The following is a 15,576-nucleotide window of genomic DNA, read 5'->3' on the forward strand; positions in this document are numbered from 1 at the left end:
CCAGCATTTCGAACGAGTGACGAAATACCGAACACGTTGAGAGGCATTCCTCGTGCGCATCACCGGAATCAGTACGCATGTCGTCGGCACGCCGTGGCGCAACCTCACCTACGTCCAGGTGCACACCGACGAGGGTCTCACCGGGGTCGGCGAGACCCGGATGCTGGGCCGCACCGACGCACTGCTCGGCTATCTGCGCGAGGCCTCGGCCAACCACATCGTCGGGAGTGACCCGTTCGCGGTCGAGGACCTCGTCAAGCGCATGAAGTACGGCGACTACGGGCGCGCCGGGGAGATCGTGATGTCCGGCATCGCGGTCATCGAGATGGCCTGCTGGGACATCAAGGGCAAGGCGCTCGGCGTCCCCGTGTGGCAGCTGCTCGGCGGGAAGTTCACCGACCGGGTCAAGGCGTACGCCAACGGCTGGTACACCACCGAGCGCACCCCGGAGGCGTACCACAAGGCCGCGCAGGGAGTCGTCGAGCGCGGTTACCGGGCGCTGAAGATCGACCCCTTCGGGACGGGACACTTCGAGCTCGGCCAGGAGGAGACGCGTTACGCCGTGTCCCTCATCGAGGCCGTGCGGGACGCCATCGGGCCCGACACCGAGCTGATGCTGGAGATGCACGGGCGGTTCAGCCCGTCGACGGCGGTGCGGATCGCCCGCGAGATGGCGCCGTTCACCCCGGCCTGGCTGGAGGAGCCGGTGCCGCCGGAGAACCTCAAGGCGCTGAGCAAGGTCGCGGACAAGGTCGACATGCCGATCGCGACCGGGGAACGCATCCACGACCGGATCGAGTTCCGCGAGCTCTTCGAGTCGGGGGCCGTCGACATCATCCAGCCGGACGTCGGCCACATCGGCGGCATCCTGGAGACCCGCAAGCTCGCGGCGACGGCGGAGACCCACTACACGCTGATCGCCCCGCACAACGTGGGCGGTTCGGTACTGACCGCGGCGAGCCTCCAGGTGGCCGGCTGCACCCCCAACTTCAAGATCCTCGAACACTTCAACGACTTCGCGGACGCCGACATCAAGAAGGTCGTCAAGGGCGCCCCGACCGTCGACCCGGCCACCGGCTGCTTCGAGCTCTCCCACGCGCCCGGCCTCGGCGTGGAGCTGGACGTGGACGCGGCGGCGGAATTCCCGCAGCAGCAGGCGCGGTTCGACCTGTGGGCGGACGGCTGGGAGAAGAGGCAGCCCAAGTGACGTCCCTCTCCCGCTCGTTGACCGTCGAGCGGCCCGGCAGCCACACGCTGGCCGAGGGGCCGATCCCGGAACCGGGCCCCGGTGAGGTCAGGGTGCGGGTCGCGGCGGCCGGGATCTGCATGAGCGACCGCGAGGTGTACGACGGCCACCGCGACCCCGCCTATGTGCGCTACCCGGTGGTGCCGGGACACGAGTGGTCGGGCACCGTCGACGCGGTGGGCGAGGGCGTCGATCCCGCGCTGACCGGACGGCGCACGGTCGCCGAGGGCTTCCGGGCCTGCGGGCGCTGCGAGCGGTGCCGTTACGGGGAGACCTCCCTGTGCACGGCGGGGTACGACGAGACGGGGTTCACCCGGCCCGGTGCGTTCGCCGACCACCTGGTGGTCCCGGCGCGGCTGCTGCACCCGCTGGCCGACGACGCCGATCTGCGCGCGGCGGCGCTGCTGGAGCCCGCCGCGGTGATCGCGGCGGCGGTACGCGCCGGGGCGCCGGAGCCGGGCGAGCGGATCGCCGTCCTGGGCGCGGGCACGCTCGGCCTGCTCGCGGTGCAGCTGCTGGCGGCGGTCTCGCCCGCGGAGCTCACGGTGATCGACCCGAGAGAGGGACGGGCCGCGCAGGCCCTGGACTTCGGGGCGAGCGAGGCCCGGGTCCCCAAGGAGGCCGAGGAGGTGCGGGGCCGCTACGACCTGGTCGTGGAGACGGCCGGAGCGCCGTCCACCGCGGCCGACGCGTGCCTGCTGGCGCGGCGCGGCGGGCGGGTGGTGCTGACCGGGATGTTCACCCCGGGCGCCGTGGGCATCGACCCGGTGCACCTGTCGCTGAGCCAGCTCACCGTGCGCAGCGTCTTCGGCGCGCCCTCGGCGGCCTGGTCCTACGCGGTGCGGGCGTTCACGGCCGGGCTGCTCGATCCGGCGCCGCTGATCACCCACGAGTTCCCGCTGGAGCGGTTCGCCGAGGCGGTCGCGCTGGTGGGGTCCGGGGATCCGGAGACCGGGAAGGTGCTGCTGCGGCCGTGACGGGCCCGCCCTGATCCGTGCGCCGGTACGGCGGCGACCTGACCGCCTCCGTACCGGCGCACTCCCAAAGATCCGAATGTCGTCCGAAATACCGAACATGAAGGACCAGTCGTGAACGACGCCCCTGTCTCTTCCCCCGGTGCCGCCGGCGCCCGCCGTCCCGGTGACGCCGCGCTCACCGCGCTCGGTCTCGGCCCGGCGCCGCTGTCCCCGGCCGACGCCTCCCCGCACTCCTTCCCCGACGGCGGGAGCTGGCGCACCGAGGTGCCGTCCGTGGAGGGCCCGGAGGCCCTCGGCGTCGTACTCAAGGAGTCCGCGAGGCTCGACGTCCCGGTCCACCGCATCAGCCAGGGCAGCGGGATCTGGATGCTGACCGACGCGGAGATCACCGAGATGGTGGAGGGCTGCGCCGAACGGGACATCGAGCTCTGCCTGTTCACCGGCCCGCGCGGCACCTGGGACACCGGCGCGTCCGTCCGTACGGACTCCGGCGGCGCCGGGCTGCGGTCCCGGGGGCACGACGCCCTGGCGGGCTGCGTGGAGGACGCCCTGCGGGCCACCGGGCTGGGCGTGAAGTGCCTGCTCGTGGCCGACGAGGGCGTGCTGTGGACCCTCCACCGGCTGCGTGAGCGGGGCGCCCTGCCCGCCGACACCACCTTCAAGGTGTCGGCGCTCATCGGGCCGGTGAACCCGGCCTCGTACGCCGTGTTCGAGCAGCTCGGCGCGGACTCCATCAACATCCCCTCGGACCTGACTCTGGCCCAGTTCACGGAGATCCGCCGGGTCTCCCGGGCCCCGATGGACCTCTACATCGAGGCTCCGGACGACCTGGGCGGTTATGTACGGATGTACGAGGTCGCCGAACTGATCCGGCGCGGCGCGCCGCTCTACCTGAAGTTCGGCCTCTCCAAGGCCCCCGGGATCTACCCGTACGGCCAGCACCTGCGGGAGCTGGCGCTGGCCACCGCGAAGGAGCGGGTGCGGCGCGGCCGGCTCGCGCTGGACCTGCTGGCGCGGCACGGGGCGGACGGGGACATGGCCGCGCTCGGCAGCCGGCTGCCGGGTCCGCTCAACCGCTTCGAGATCTCGTCATAACGCTTCGGAAACACCCTCCCCAAAAAAAGACACAGCCGCGCACAATCCCACAACACCTGTTCTCGGTCGATCGCCCCCAGCCTTCCGGCACCACCGGACCGAGTCCTGACCCACATCAAGGATGATGACTATGCGCAACCGCAGAGCCGCACTTGCCGCCATAGCCTCCGCCGCCTCCCTCGCGCTCACTCTGACCGCCTGCGGCCAGAGTGGTGAGGGCGGCAGCGAGGAGAAGAAGGGCGGGGCCGACGGCGCCACCATCGGCATCGCGATGCCGACCAAGTCCTCCGAGCGCTGGATCTCCGACGGCGCCAACGTCGAGAAGGAACTGAAGGGCAAGGGCTACAAGACCAAGCTCGTCTACGGCGAGGACGACCCGGACCAGCAGGTCTCACAGATCGAGAACATGATCACGCAGGGTGTGGACGCCCTGATCGTCGCCGCGATCGACAACAAGTCCCTCAACAACGTGCTGCAGCAGGCCAAGGACGCCGACATCCCGGTGATCTCCTACGACCGGCTGATCCTCGGCACGGAGAACGTCGACTACTACGCCTCGTTCGACAACGAGAAGGTCGGCGAGCTTCAGGGCACGTACATCGTGGACAAGCTCGGCCTGGAGGACGGCAAGAAGGGCCCCTTCAACATCGAGCTGTTCGCCGGTTCCAACGACGACAACAACACCAAGTACTTCTTCCAGGGCGCGATGAACGTCCTCAAGCCGTACGTGGACAAGGGCGAGCTCGTCGTCAGGTCGAAGCAGACCGCGCTCAACCAGGTCACCACCCTCCGCTGGGACGGCGGCACCGCGCAGAAGCGCATGGACGACCTGCTGACGTCCAGCTACCGCTCCACCCGGGTCGACGCCGTGCTCTCGCCGTACGACGGCATCTCCATCGGCATCCTCTCCGCCCTGAAGTCGGACGGCTACGGCTCCAAGGCCAAGCCGATGCCGGTCGTCACGGGTCAGGACGCGGAGCTCGCCTCCGTGAAGTCGATCATCGCGGGTGAGCAGACCCAGACCGTCTACAAGGACCTGCGCAAGCTCGCCAAGGTCGCCTCGAGCATGGTCGACGCCGCGCTGAACGACAAGAAGCCCGAGACCAACGACACCAAGTCGTACGACAACGGCGTCAAGGTCGTGCCCGCCTACCTGCTGCAGCCGGTCAGCGTCGACAAGGCCAACTACAAGGAAGCCCTCATCGACGACGGCTACTACAGCGAGAACGACCTCAAGTAACCGGGCCCCCTCAAGGATTGGAAGGCAAGACCATGGCGGGACCCGTCCTGGAAATGCGCTCGATCGTCAAGACCTTTCCCGGTGTCAAAGCGCTTTCGGACGTCACACTGACCGTCCGTCAGGGCGAGGTCCACGCCATCTGCGGTGAGAACGGCGCCGGCAAGTCGACCCTGATGAAGGTGCTCTCAGGAGTCCATCCGCACGGCAGCTACGAGGGGGACATCCTCTTCGACGGTGAGGCCTGCCGGTTCAAGGACATCCGGGCGAGCGGAGAGCACGGCATCGTGATCATCCACCAGGAGCTGGCGCTGGTGCCGTACCTCTCCATCGCTGAGAACATCTTCCTCGGCAACGAGCACGCCAAGCGCGGACTGATCAACTGGAACGACACCCTCAGGCACGCCGGCGAACTCCTGCGCCGGGTCGGCCTCGACGAGCACCCCGAGACCCGCGTCGCCGACATCGGCGTGGGCAAGCAGCAGCTGGTGGAGATCGCCAAGGCGCTGTCGAAGAAGGTGAAGCTGCTCATCCTCGACGAGCCGACGGCGGCGCTCAACGACGAGGACAGCGGCAAGCTCCTCGGCCTGATCCTCTCGCTGAAGGAACAGGGCATGACCTCGATCATCATCTCGCACAAGCTGAACGAGATCCGCCGGGTCGCCGACTCGGTCACGATCATCCGCGACGGGCGCTCCATCGAGACGCTCGACGTGAAGGCGGCGGAGACGACCGAGGACCGGATCATCAGCGGGATGGTCGGCCGCGACCTGGAGAACCGCTTCCCTGAGCGCACCCCGCACCACCCGGAGGAGGGGAGCGCTCCCGCCCTGGAGATCCGCAACTGGACCGTGCACCACCCCATCGACCAGCAGCGCAAGGTCGTCGACGACGTCTCGATCGAGGTGCGGCGCGGCGAGATCGTCGGTATCGCCGGGCTCATGGGCGCCGGCCGCACCGAGCTGGCGATGAGCGTCTTCGGCCGCTCCTACGGCCGGTACGCGGGCGGAACCGTCCTCAGGGACGGCACCGAGATCCGTACGAAGACCGTCCCGGAGGCGGTCGGGCACGGCATCGCGTACGCCACCGAGGACCGCAAGCACTACGGCCTCAACCTCATCGACACCATCAACCGGAACATCTCGCTGACCGCGCTGGGCAAGGTCGCGAAGCGGGGTGTGGTCGACGAGCACGCGGAGCGCCAGGTCGCCGAGGACTTCCGCACGTCCATGAACATCAAGGCACCGACCGTCTTCGAGCCGGTGGGCAAGCTCTCCGGCGGCAACCAGCAGAAGGTCGTCCTCAGCAAGTGGATCTTCGCGGGTCCCGAGGTGCTGATCCTGGACGAGCCCACGCGCGGCATCGACGTGGGCGCCAAGTACGAGATCTACACGGTCATCGACCAGCTGGCCGCCCAGGGCAAGGCGGTCGTCTTCATTTCCTCCGAACTGCCGGAGCTGCTCGGCATGTGCGACCGCATCTACACGATGGCCGCGGGACGGCTGACGGGTGAGTTCTCGCGGGCCGAGGCCTCGCAGGAAGCGCTGATGCGTCAGATGACGAAGGACAAAGAGGTAACGCGATGAGCACGGACCTGACCGCCAAGACCCCGGCCCCCGGGCCGTCCGGCGGAGGCGGCTCGGCCTCCGGCCAGGGCCTGCTGCAGCTGATGATCGGCGGCATGCGCCGCAACATGCGCCAGTACGGCATGCTGATGGCCCTCGGCCTGATCGTGGTGCTGTTCGCGGTGTGGTCGGGCGGCGACCTGCTGCTGCCGCGCAACGTCTCCAACCTGGTGCTGCAGAACAGCTACATCCTGATCCTCGCGATCGGCATGATGCTCGTCATCATCGCGGGCCACATCGACCTCTCGGTCGGCTCACTCACCGCGTTCATCGGCGCGATGTCCGCCGTGCTGATGGTCGAGAACGATCTCGCCTGGCCGCTGGCGGTGGTGCTCTGCCTGGCCATCGGCGCGGTCGCCGGATCGGTCCAGGGGTTCTTCATCGCCTATCTCGGCATACCGTCGTTCATCGTGACCCTCGCGGGCATGCTGCTCTTCCGCGGTCTGACGGAGATCTTCCTGAAGGGCCAGACGCTCGGCCCCTTCCCGAAGGACCTGCAGAAGATAGCCAACGGCTTCCTGCCGGAGGTCGGCCCCGACACCAACTACCACAACCTCACCCTGCTCCTGGGCTTCGCCCTGATCGCCTTCGTGGTCTTCCAGGAGGTCCGCGACCGCAAGCGGCAGCAGGAGTTCGCCCTCGACGTGCCGCCGGTCAAGCTGTTCCTGCTGAAGCTGGTCGCCCTGGTCGCCGCCGTCCTGGTCGTCACGCTGCTGCTCGCCAGCTACAAGGGCGCCCCGGTCGTGCTGCTCATCCTGGGCGTGCTGGTCGTCGGGTTCGGCTACCTGATGCGCAACGCGATCATCGGCCGCCACATCTACGCGATCGGCGGCAACCTGCCCGCGGCGAAGCTGTCGGGCGTGAAGGACAAGAAGGTCACCTTCCTGGTCTTCCTGAACATGGGCATGCTCGCTGCCCTGGCGGGCCTGGTCTTCGCCGCCCGCTTCAACGCGGCCTCGCCCAAGGCCGGCCTCAACTTCGAACTGGAGGCCATCGCCGCCTCGTTCATCGGCGGCGCGTCGATGAGCGGCGGCGTCGGCACGGTCCTCGGCGCGATCATCGGTGGTCTGGTCCTGGGCGTGCTGAACAACGGCATGAACCTCGTCGGCATCGGCACCGACTGGCAGCAGGTGATCAAGGGCGCGGTGCTGCTGGCCGCCGTCGGCTTCGACGTCTGGAACAAGCGCAAGGTCGGCTCGTAACACACCTTCCTACAAGAGGAGTTGTTTCATGACCTTCAGTACCGGAACCAGCAGACGCACCGTCCTGGCGGCCACGGCCGCCGCCGGGGTGGCCGTGGCGGCGGGCGCCCCGTCGGCGCACGCCGCGGCCTCGGGCCGCACCCCGTCCAGGGAGCTCTTCGGCACGCTCGCCGACGGGACCGAGGTGCACCGCTGGACCCTCGCCAACGGCGGGACCCGGCTGAAGGTCCTGTCCTGGGGCGGTGTCGTCCACTCCCTGGAGACCCCCGACCGCAGGGGCCGCACGGAGAACGTCGCCCTCGGCTTCGGCGGCCTTCCGGACTACGTGGCGAAGTCCCCGTACTTCGGCGGGCTGATCGGACGGTACGGCAACCGCATCGCCGAGGGGCGTTTCACCCTCGACGGTGTCACGCACCAACTGCCCGTCAACGACGGCCCCAACAGCCTCCACGGGGGCGACCAGGGCTTCGACAAGCGGGTCTGGGACGTGGAGCCGTTCACCGGACGCGGTGACGTGGGGCTGGTCCTGACCCGGACCAGCCCGGACGGCGAGGCCGGCTACCCGGGCACGCTCGCCGTCCGTGTCGTCTACACCCTCACCTCCCGGGGCGAGTGGCGGATCGACTACACGGCGACGACGGACCGCGCCACGGTCCTCAACCTGACCAGCCACACGTACTTCAACCTGGCGGGCGAGGGCAGCGGCAGCGTCGACGGGCATCTGCTGGAGCTGGCGGCGGCACGCTACACGCCGGTCGGGTCCACGCTGATCCCGACGGGCGAGCTCGCGCCGGTGGCGCGTACGCCGTTCGACTTCCGGCGGTCCCGGGCCGTCGGGGAGGCCGTCCGCACCCCGCACGAGCAGATCGGCTACGGCCAGGGGATCGACCACAACTACGTGCTGGACAAGGGGATCACGGCCCGCCCGGAGTACGCGCTGACCGTGACGGACCCCGGCTCCGGCCGGGTGATGAAGATGTACACGACGGAGCCCGGCATGCAGGTCTACACGGGCAACTTCCTCGACGGCACGCTGACGGGCACCTCGGGGCGGGTCTACCGCCAGGGCGACGCGTTCTGCCTGGAGTCCCAGCACTTCCCGGACTCCCCCAACCAGCCGTCGTTCCCCTCGACGGTGCTGCGGCCCGGCGAGACGTACCGCTCGACGACGGTGCACGCCTTCTCGGCCCGCTGACCCGGTCACGCGTACGGCGCCCTCCCCCGAGCGGGGAGGGCGCCGTACGGCGTTGTCACACCAGCCGGATCATGTTCCAGGAGAGCGGCTCCAGCACGGCCTTCAGCGTGCCGCCGGCCAGCTCGGTGCCCTCGGCGGCGTGCGGGACGACCCGCTCGGGCTCGGCGAGCGTGTTCCGGGCCTCCGGGTCGGCGTCCGCGACGACCTGGTGCTCGGCGACCTCGGCCAGATCCAGTCCCGCCAGGGCGACTTCGAGCGGCAGCGCGGCGTCCTGGCTGCGGTTGACGGCGAACACCGTGACGGCGCCCGTCTCCGGGTCGCGTACGGCGGTGGCGTGCAGCAGGTCCGTCTCGCCGTACTTCGCCGTCCCGTACGTGGGCGAGTCCACCCGTACGTCCAGGACCTGGCCCCGTCCGTACCGCGCGGCCTGGGCGAAGGGGAAGAAGGTGGTCTGCCGCCAGGCCGGCCCGCCGGGCTCGGTCATGATCGGCGCGATCACGTTGACCAGCTGGGCGAGACAGGCGACGGTCACCCGGTCCGCGTGGCGCAGCAGCGCGATGAGCAGGCTGCCGAAGACGACGGCGTCGGTGACGCTGTAGTTGTCCTCCAGCAGCCGCGGCGCCTCGGGCCAGTCGAGGGGGTTCTCCTCGGTCTCCTGCTGGAAGCGCTTCTGGTACCAGACGTTCCACTCGTCGAAGGAGAGGTTGATCTTCTTCGTGGACTTCAGGCGCGCCCCCACGTGGTCGCAGGTCGCGACGACGTCCTCGATGAAGGACTCCATGTCGACGGCCGAGGCGAGGAAGGAGTCACGGTCGCCGTCGGTCTCCTCGTAGTAGGCGTGCAGCGAGACGTAGTCGACGAGGTCGTAGGTCTCGGCGAGCACCGTCGCCTCCCAGGCCGCGAACGTCGGCATGGCGCGGCTGGAGGACCCGCAGGCGACGAGCTGGACGGAGGGGTCGATCTGGCGCATCGCGCGTGCCGTCTCGGCCGCGAGCCGCCCGTACTCCTCGGCGGTCTTGTGGCCGGTCTGCCACGGGCCGTCCATCTCGTTGCCCAGACACCACAGCTTGATGCCGAAGGGGTCCTTGTCGCCGTGGGCGGCACGGCGGTCGGAGAGCTCCGTGCCGGACGGGTGGTTGGCGTACTCCTGGAGCTGGACGGCTTCCTGGACACCCCGGGTGCCGAGGTTGACCGCGAGCATCGGCTCGGCCTGCGGGCCGACCTTCCTGAGGAAGCCGATGTACTCGGAGAGGCCGAAGCGGTTCGTCTCGGTGGAGCGCCAGGCGAGGTCGAGTCGGCGGGGGCGCTCGTCGGCGGGGCCGACGCTGTCCTCCCAGCGGTAGCCGGAGACGAAGTTGCCGCCGGGGTAGCGGATGGCGGTGACGCCGAGTTCGCGGACGAGATCCAGGACGTCGGTGCGCAGTCCGGCCTCGTCCGCCGACGGATGGCCGGGCTCGAATATGCCGTCGTAGACACAGCGGCCGAGGTGCTCGACGAAGGAACCGAAGAGCCGGGGGTCGACGGCGCCGACGGTGAAGGCCGGGTCGAGGGTGAAGCGCGCGGTGCGGGTCATGGCTTCCTTACTCGTTCGATATTTCGGATGCTGCTCGTAACCTCGAACGGGACCGTAGAGTTCAACCTCACCGGCCGTCAATGCCTCTGCGCGCTTTTACAGATACGGACGGCGGATACGGACGGCCGCACACGGCCGAGGGCCGCACCCCTGTGACGGGATGCGGCCCTCGGACGTACGCGGTCGGACTCAGCCGGCGGACAGCTCGACCTTGATGTTGCCCCGGGTGGCGTTCGAGTACGGGCACACCTGGTGCGCCTTCTCGACGAGCGCCTGCGCGGTTGCGGTGTCGACGTTCGGGATGGAGGCGCTGATGGCGACCTCCAGGCCGAAGCCGCCCGCCTCCGTCTTGCCGATGGAGACCGAGGCGGTCACCGTCGAACCGGAGATGTCGGCCTTCTCCTGACGGGCGACCACACCGAGCGCGCCCTGGAAGCAGGCGCTGTAGCCGGCCGCGAAGAGCTGCTCGGGGTTGGTCCCCGCGCCGCTGCCGCCCATCTCCTTCGGCGGGTTGACGACGACGTCGAGCTTGCCGTCGTCGGTGGAGACGCGGCCGTCGCGGCCGTTCTCGGCGGTGGCGACGGCGGTGTAGGCCACGTCTATGTGCTGGATGGTCATACGGTGATTTCCTCCTGCTGATACGCCGCGACTCGCGCCCACGACCGCGACGGCCTGAGCGGAGCCTAGCGGGTGACGGTGCGCGGGCGGGAGATCCGCCGGGCACACACGGGGCAGTCATGGATCATGCAGACATTCCTGCCGTACGCCGATTTCTCCCGGAGTGCCCTCACGCTGGACCCCCGGCGGCTGGGCAAGCAGCGGGTCGAGGCGATCCAGGTCCTGCGCGGGCTCACCGTCCCCGGCTACGGCTGGCGGCACCACCCCGCGGTCCGCATGTGGACCGGCTACGAGGAGGCACTCGTGCGCTACGGCCTGGACATGTGCGCCGCGTGGACCGCAGAGGGCCGCGCCGACACCTGCGCGGCGACCCTGCGCAAGGACCTCGCCGCATCGCTCCGGCGCACCACCGTCCGGTCGGCCGAAGAGCTGACCGCGGCGGGCGAACTGCCCCCGTGGCTGGGCGACGAGCCACTGCACGAGAGCCACCGCTCCGCGCTGGTGCGCAAGGACCCGGCGTACTACCGCCCGCTGTTTCCGGACGTGCCGCCCGATCTGCCGTACGTGTGGCCGTCCTCGGACCGCGAGGGGCGGTGAGGGGCGGGGCGCGTACGGCTTCACGGGCGGCCTCACGGGTGCCGGGGCCGGTCAGGCGTCCAGCGAGACGATCATCTTGCCGGTGTTCTCGCCGCGCAGCAGGCCGACGAAGGCTTCGTAGCCGTTCTCGATGCCCTCGACCTTCGTCTCGCGGTACTTGAGCTCACCGGAGGCCAGCCAGCCGGCCACGTCCTCGACGAACTGCGGCTGGAGGTCGGAGTGGTCGCCGACGAGCATGCCCTGAAGGCGCAGCCGCTTGCCGATGACGAGCGCCAGGTTGCGCGGGGCCGGGGTGGGCTCCGTGGCGTTGTACTGGGCGATCATCCCGCAGATGGTGGCGCGGCCGTGGACGTTGAACGAGGAGATCGCGGCCTCCAGGTGCTCACCGCCGACGTTGTCGAAGTAGACGTCGATGCCGTCGGGGGCGGCCTCGGCGAGCTGGTTCCGGACGGGGCCGTTCTTGTAGTTGAAGGCCGCGTCGAAGCCGTACTCCTCGGTGAGGAGCTTGACCTTCTCGTCGGAGCCGGCCGAGCCGATGACCCGGGAGGCGCCCTTGATCTTCGCCATCTGGCCGACCTGGCTGCCGACCGCACCGGCGGCGCCGGAGACGAAGACGGCGTCGCCCTCCTTGAAGGAGGCGACGTCGAACAGGCCGGCGTAGGCGGTGAGCCCGGTCATCCCGAGCACACCGAGGTAGGCGGAGAGCGGGGCGAGCGAGGCGTCGACCTTCACCGCGTGCTTGGCGGGGACGTCGGCGTACTCGCGCCAGCCGAGGCCGTGCAGGACGTGGTCGCCGACGGCGAAGCCCTCGGCGTTCGACGCGACGATCTCTCCGACCGCGCCGCCTTCCATGGGGTGGTCGAGCTTGAAGGGCGGGGTGTACGACTTCACGTCGTTCATCCGGCCGCGCATGTAGGGGTCGACCGAGAAGTGCAGGTTACGGACGAGGACGCGGCCCTCACCGGGGGCGGCCACCGGCGCCTCGCGCAGCGCGAAATCCGAGGCCTCGGGCCATCCGTGCGGACGGGCGACGAGGTGCCATTCGCGGCTGGACGTGGGAAGTGCGGACATGGGCTCGGTTCTCCTCGATGTCGTGCGGGGCGGGAAGCCGAAAAGCTTCAGGACATGAAACAACCATGCGTCCAGATATTTCACCTTGTCAAGTAATTCGGTACCCTGGGTGTCATGGCCACCTCGCGCACGGATCCGCTCACCCTCGACGTCATCCAGCTCATCGGCGGAGTCGTGGCGCGCTACCACGAGGAGTACGAGCGGGCCGCGGCCACCCACGCGCTGACCGGCGCACAGGCCAGGGTGCTCGGACTGCTCTCCCTGGAACCGATGCCCATGCGCAAGGTTGCCCGGAAACTGAAGTGCGAACCGTCCAACATCACCGGCATAGTCGACCGGCTGGAGCTCCGGGGCCTGGTGGAACGCCGCCCCGACCCGGCCGACCGGCGGGTGAAGCTCGCCGCCCCGACCGAGGAGGGCGTCCGGACGGCCCGGCAGCTGCGGGACGCGCTGGACTTCGCCCGGGAGCCGCTCGCGGAGCTGTCGGAGTCGGAGCGGACGGTGCTCCGTGACCTGCTGCGCAGGATGCTCGGCGAGGACGCCGACGCCTAGAGACCGCTACCGCGTCAGAAGCAGAAGATGATCCAGTGACAGGTCTCCGTCGGCGACGGGGTGGGTGTCGGCTCGTCCGACGGCTCCGGCGGCGTCGGGTCCGCGGTCGGCTCCCCGGAGCCCGACGGCCCGTCCGGCGCCTCCGTCTCCTCCGGGTCCGCGGACCCGGAGGCGGAGGCGGACGGCGAGGTGTCCTCGGGGGCGGAGGGCGACGGGGGCACCCCGGGCGCCGTGGTGCGGGCCGGGCGGCCCGTCGCGGTCGCGGAGCGGGAGTCGGTGACCGGCACGACGGTGGGAGCCTCCACCGGGCCGGGATCGTCGGGCTCCGTGCTCGACGACGCCGACGGGGCGGGCTCCGTGGCGGCGGTCGTGGCCTCGCTCACGTACTCCGAGGCACCGCTGTCGCCCTCGGGCTCCATGGCCAGCTCGGCGAGGCTCAGCGCGCCCAGCGCCAGCACGACGCCCGCGGCCGTCAGCAGCAGCGCGCGGCCACGCCGCCGGTGCCCCCTGCGGCGCCGTGGCCGCGCGCCGCCCCGGGCACGGCGGCGGTGGCCGGCGGCACCGGACGCCTCCAGGGTCTCGCCGGGCGGCTCCGGGTCACCGCCGGAGGAGCCCATGACGGCATAGGGGACCAGCGCGTCGGCGGGGGTCCCGCAACCGGCACAGGCCAGCGCCCCGTTGAGGTGCCGTTGGCACGGGTGGCAGTAATCCATGGCGCCCGCAGAGTAGACGTGCACGGAACAACGCAGGAAGCCGCACAGGTGAAAATCCTGTGTGGAATCCAGGAAACCGGAGTCCGCCGCCCGATACGTTCGGCAATCGGCAGGATGGGGCCCATGACCGCTCCCGCCCCGTTCGGGCCGCTCCAGTTCCAGCTCGTCCTGCTGCGCCGGATGGCCGACCACCAGCCGGACCTCGTCGAGGAGGCCCGTCATGAACTGAGCGCCTCCCTCGCCGAGATGCGGGAGGCGAACCGCCGCTGGCAGGCGATGCTGCGCGCCCCGCGCGGCCGGGGCGCGCTGCGCCGCTACCGCTCGGTCCTGGGCGAGCCCGAGTCGTCCGTACGCCGCAAGGTCGGCGACCTGGAGTGCGACGCCCTGCTCTGGCCGCTGCCGCTCTGGCCGGACCTGCGGTTCGAGGTGATGGCGGGCCCGGGCGGAGCCGTGTGGAACGAGTGGCTGGTCCGCGCCCCGGGCGCCGCGGGCCCCGAGCTGCGTACGGCCGCCGACCTGCTCCCCTGGTCCTGCACCGTCGACGAGGTGGCCCGGGCGTTCGCCCCGGCGCGCCCCATGGAGGGCAGCGCGCCGACCCGCTGGGCGCTGGCCTTCACCGATCCGGCCACGCCCGGCGGCCGGACCCGCGTCGCCGAGTTCACCTGGGGACTGTTCCAGCGGCTGCTGCCTGACGGCCCCTGAGATCTGTCGCGTCGTCAGCTCGGTTCCCCCCTACGGCTCACCCAGCGCGCGCCGCCCCGGCCACGGCGCGACGATGCCAGGACAGCCGGCTGCCGCCGGTGCCCCCCGTCAGCGCTCTCGGGAGAACCTGCCGTGACCGTCAGTCTCGAACAGTTGCGCCGTTGCCATGTCGCCGTCGATCTCGGGGCCGCGAGGACCCGTGTGTACATCAAGGGAGTGGGGCTCGTCGTGGACGAGCCCAGTGTCGCCGCCGTGAACACGCGCACCGGCTCGCTCATCGCCGTCGGCGCGCTCGCCGAGCAGATGACGGGCCGTACGCCCGCGTACATCCGGGTGGCCCGCCCGGTCTCCGGCGGAACCGTCGTCGACATCGACATGGCGCAGCGGATGCTGCGCCACCTGCTCGGTGAGAAGCTCCGCCGCCAGCTGCGCCGCAAGCCGCGGCTGCGGGCCGCCGCCTGTGTCCCGCACGACGCCGATCCGCTGGCCCAGCGGGCGGCCGTCGAGACCCTCGTGGGGCTCGGCGCGCGGCGGGTGGAGCTGGTCGACACCCTGATCGCCGCGGCCATCGGCTGCGGGCTGCCGGTCGAGCAGCCGACCGCCACCATGATCATGGTCTGCGGGGCCGCCACCACCCAGATCGCCGTGCTCTCGCTCGGCTCGATCGTCACGGCCGTACGCATCCCGATCGGCGGTGAGGCCATCGACCACGCGGTCATCCAGCATCTGCGCCAGCACCACGAGCTGATGCTGCCCAGCCACTCCGTGCGCCCCCTGCAGCTGGCGCTCCGGGGCAACGGCCTCACGCTCGCCGGCCCCGCGATGACGGAGATCCACGGCCGTGACGTGGCGACCGGTCTGGCCCGTTCGGTCCAGGTCGACACCGCCGCCGTACGCCAGGCGATCCACGCCCCGCTGACCGCGGTGCTCGACGGGCTGGGGAAGGTGCTGCGTGACTGCCCGCCCGACCTGGTGGCCGACATCGCGGAGTCCGGGATCATGATGGTCGGCGGCAGCGCCCTGCTGCCGGGGCTCGACCAGATGCTGCGCGACGCCACGGGCGTGCCGGTGACCATCGCCGAGCGTCCCGACGTGTGCTCGGTGCTGGGGCTCGGCGCGATGCTGGACGGCACGGTCCAGCCGCTCGTCCTCGCCCCGCTCGCCGGCTGAGCG

General features: G+C 70.4%; 15 protein-coding genes. 11 read left to right on the plus strand and 4 right to left on the minus strand.

Features of this window, described 5'->3' with window-relative positions; all coding sequences use genetic code 11:
• Positions 1–52: 52 nt before the first annotated feature.
• From ACIP63_RS03885 to ACIP63_RS03915, 7 genes are all read left to right on the plus strand, one after another.
• Positions 53–1,207, plus strand: coding sequence for a mandelate racemase/muconate lactonizing enzyme family protein (locus ACIP63_RS03885; RefSeq protein WP_401511169.1), 1,155 nt, complete (start codon positions 53–55; stop codon positions 1,205–1,207).
• Complete coding sequence (locus ACIP63_RS03890) at positions 1,204–2,223, plus strand: zinc-binding dehydrogenase (protein ID WP_401511172.1); 1,020 nt, start codon at positions 1,204–1,206, stop codon at positions 2,221–2,223. The genes ACIP63_RS03885 and ACIP63_RS03890 overlap by 4 nt, the downstream gene beginning before the upstream one ends.
• Positions 2,224–2,334: 111 nt before the next feature.
• Complete coding sequence (locus ACIP63_RS03895) at positions 2,335–3,318, plus strand: hypothetical protein (RefSeq protein WP_401511174.1); 984 nt, start codon at positions 2,335–2,337, stop codon at positions 3,316–3,318.
• Between the two features lie 130 nt (positions 3,319–3,448).
• Entirely contained in the window at positions 3,449–4,558 is a 1,110-nt protein-coding gene (gene chvE / locus ACIP63_RS03900) for a multiple monosaccharide ABC transporter substrate-binding protein (protein ID WP_401511176.1), read from the plus strand.
• A 32-nt stretch (positions 4,559–4,590) separates the two neighbouring features.
• Positions 4,591–6,141, plus strand: a complete 1,551-nt coding sequence (mmsA, locus tag ACIP63_RS03905; RefSeq protein WP_401511179.1) for a multiple monosaccharide ABC transporter ATP-binding protein — start codon at positions 4,591–4,593, stop codon at positions 6,139–6,141.
• Positions 6,138–7,382: a multiple monosaccharide ABC transporter permease gene (gene mmsB, locus ACIP63_RS03910; RefSeq protein WP_401511182.1), complete on the plus strand. Its 1,245-nt coding sequence runs from the start codon at positions 6,138–6,140 to the stop codon at positions 7,380–7,382. Before mmsA ends, mmsB begins: the two co-directional genes overlap by 4 nt.
• A 28-nt stretch (positions 7,383–7,410) precedes the next feature.
• The gene (locus ACIP63_RS03915) at positions 7,411–8,577 is read left to right on the plus strand and encodes an aldose epimerase family protein (protein WP_401511185.1); all 1,167 of its coding nucleotides are present in this window, start codon (positions 7,411–7,413) and stop codon (positions 8,575–8,577) included.
• A 55-nt stretch (positions 8,578–8,632) separates the two neighbouring features.
• Here the strand turns inward: ACIP63_RS03915 and ACIP63_RS03920 are convergent, their stop codons facing one another.
• Positions 8,633–10,150 (minus strand): alpha-N-arabinofuranosidase, encoded by a 1,518-nt coding sequence (locus tag ACIP63_RS03920; protein ID WP_401511187.1) that lies wholly within the window; start codon positions 10,148–10,150, stop codon positions 8,633–8,635.
• Positions 10,151–10,339: 189 nt separating this feature from the next.
• A complete protein-coding gene (locus tag ACIP63_RS03925; protein ID WP_401511190.1) occupies positions 10,340–10,768 on the minus strand; it encodes an organic hydroperoxide resistance protein in 429 nt (142 codons plus the stop codon).
• A gap of 126 nt (positions 10,769–10,894) precedes the next feature.
• Between ACIP63_RS03925 and ACIP63_RS03930 the strand changes: the two genes are divergently transcribed.
• A complete protein-coding gene (locus ACIP63_RS03930) occupies positions 10,895–11,365 on the plus strand; it encodes an MSMEG_6728 family protein (protein ID WP_401511192.1) in 471 nt (156 codons plus the stop codon).
• Positions 11,366–11,416: 51 nt separating this feature from the next.
• Here the strand turns inward: ACIP63_RS03930 and ACIP63_RS03935 are convergent, their stop codons facing one another.
• Entirely contained in the window at positions 11,417–12,436 is a 1,020-nt protein-coding gene (locus ACIP63_RS03935; RefSeq protein ID WP_401511195.1) for an NADP-dependent oxidoreductase, read from the minus strand.
• Between the two features lie 114 nt (positions 12,437–12,550).
• On the opposite strand from ACIP63_RS03935, the gene ACIP63_RS03940 reads away from it, so the two are divergent.
• Entirely contained in the window at positions 12,551–12,988 is a 438-nt protein-coding gene (locus ACIP63_RS03940; RefSeq protein ID WP_401511198.1) for a MarR family winged helix-turn-helix transcriptional regulator, read from the plus strand.
• 14 nt (positions 12,989–13,002) lie between these two features.
• Here the strand turns inward: ACIP63_RS03940 and ACIP63_RS03945 are convergent, their stop codons facing one another.
• A complete protein-coding gene (locus tag ACIP63_RS03945; RefSeq protein WP_401511201.1) occupies positions 13,003–13,725 on the minus strand; it encodes a hypothetical protein in 723 nt (240 codons plus the stop codon).
• A gap of 99 nt (positions 13,726–13,824) precedes the next feature.
• On the opposite strand from ACIP63_RS03945, the gene ACIP63_RS03950 reads away from it, so the two are divergent.
• Together ACIP63_RS03950 and ACIP63_RS03955 are read left to right on the plus strand one after the other, a co-directional pair.
• The gene (locus ACIP63_RS03950) at positions 13,825–14,403 is read left to right on the plus strand and encodes a hypothetical protein (protein WP_401511204.1); all 579 of its coding nucleotides are present in this window, start codon (positions 13,825–13,827) and stop codon (positions 14,401–14,403) included.
• Positions 14,404–14,535: 132 nt separating this feature from the next.
• Positions 14,536–15,573, plus strand: a complete 1,038-nt coding sequence (locus ACIP63_RS03955) for a rod shape-determining protein (protein ID WP_401511207.1) — start codon at positions 14,536–14,538, stop codon at positions 15,571–15,573.
• Positions 15,574–15,576 lie beyond the last annotated feature (3 nt).

This window comes from Streptomyces sp. NPDC088746, from assembly GCF_044751065.1.
In the GTDB taxonomy this organism is placed as follows: domain Bacteria; phylum Actinomycetota; class Actinomycetes; order Streptomycetales; family Streptomycetaceae; genus Streptomyces.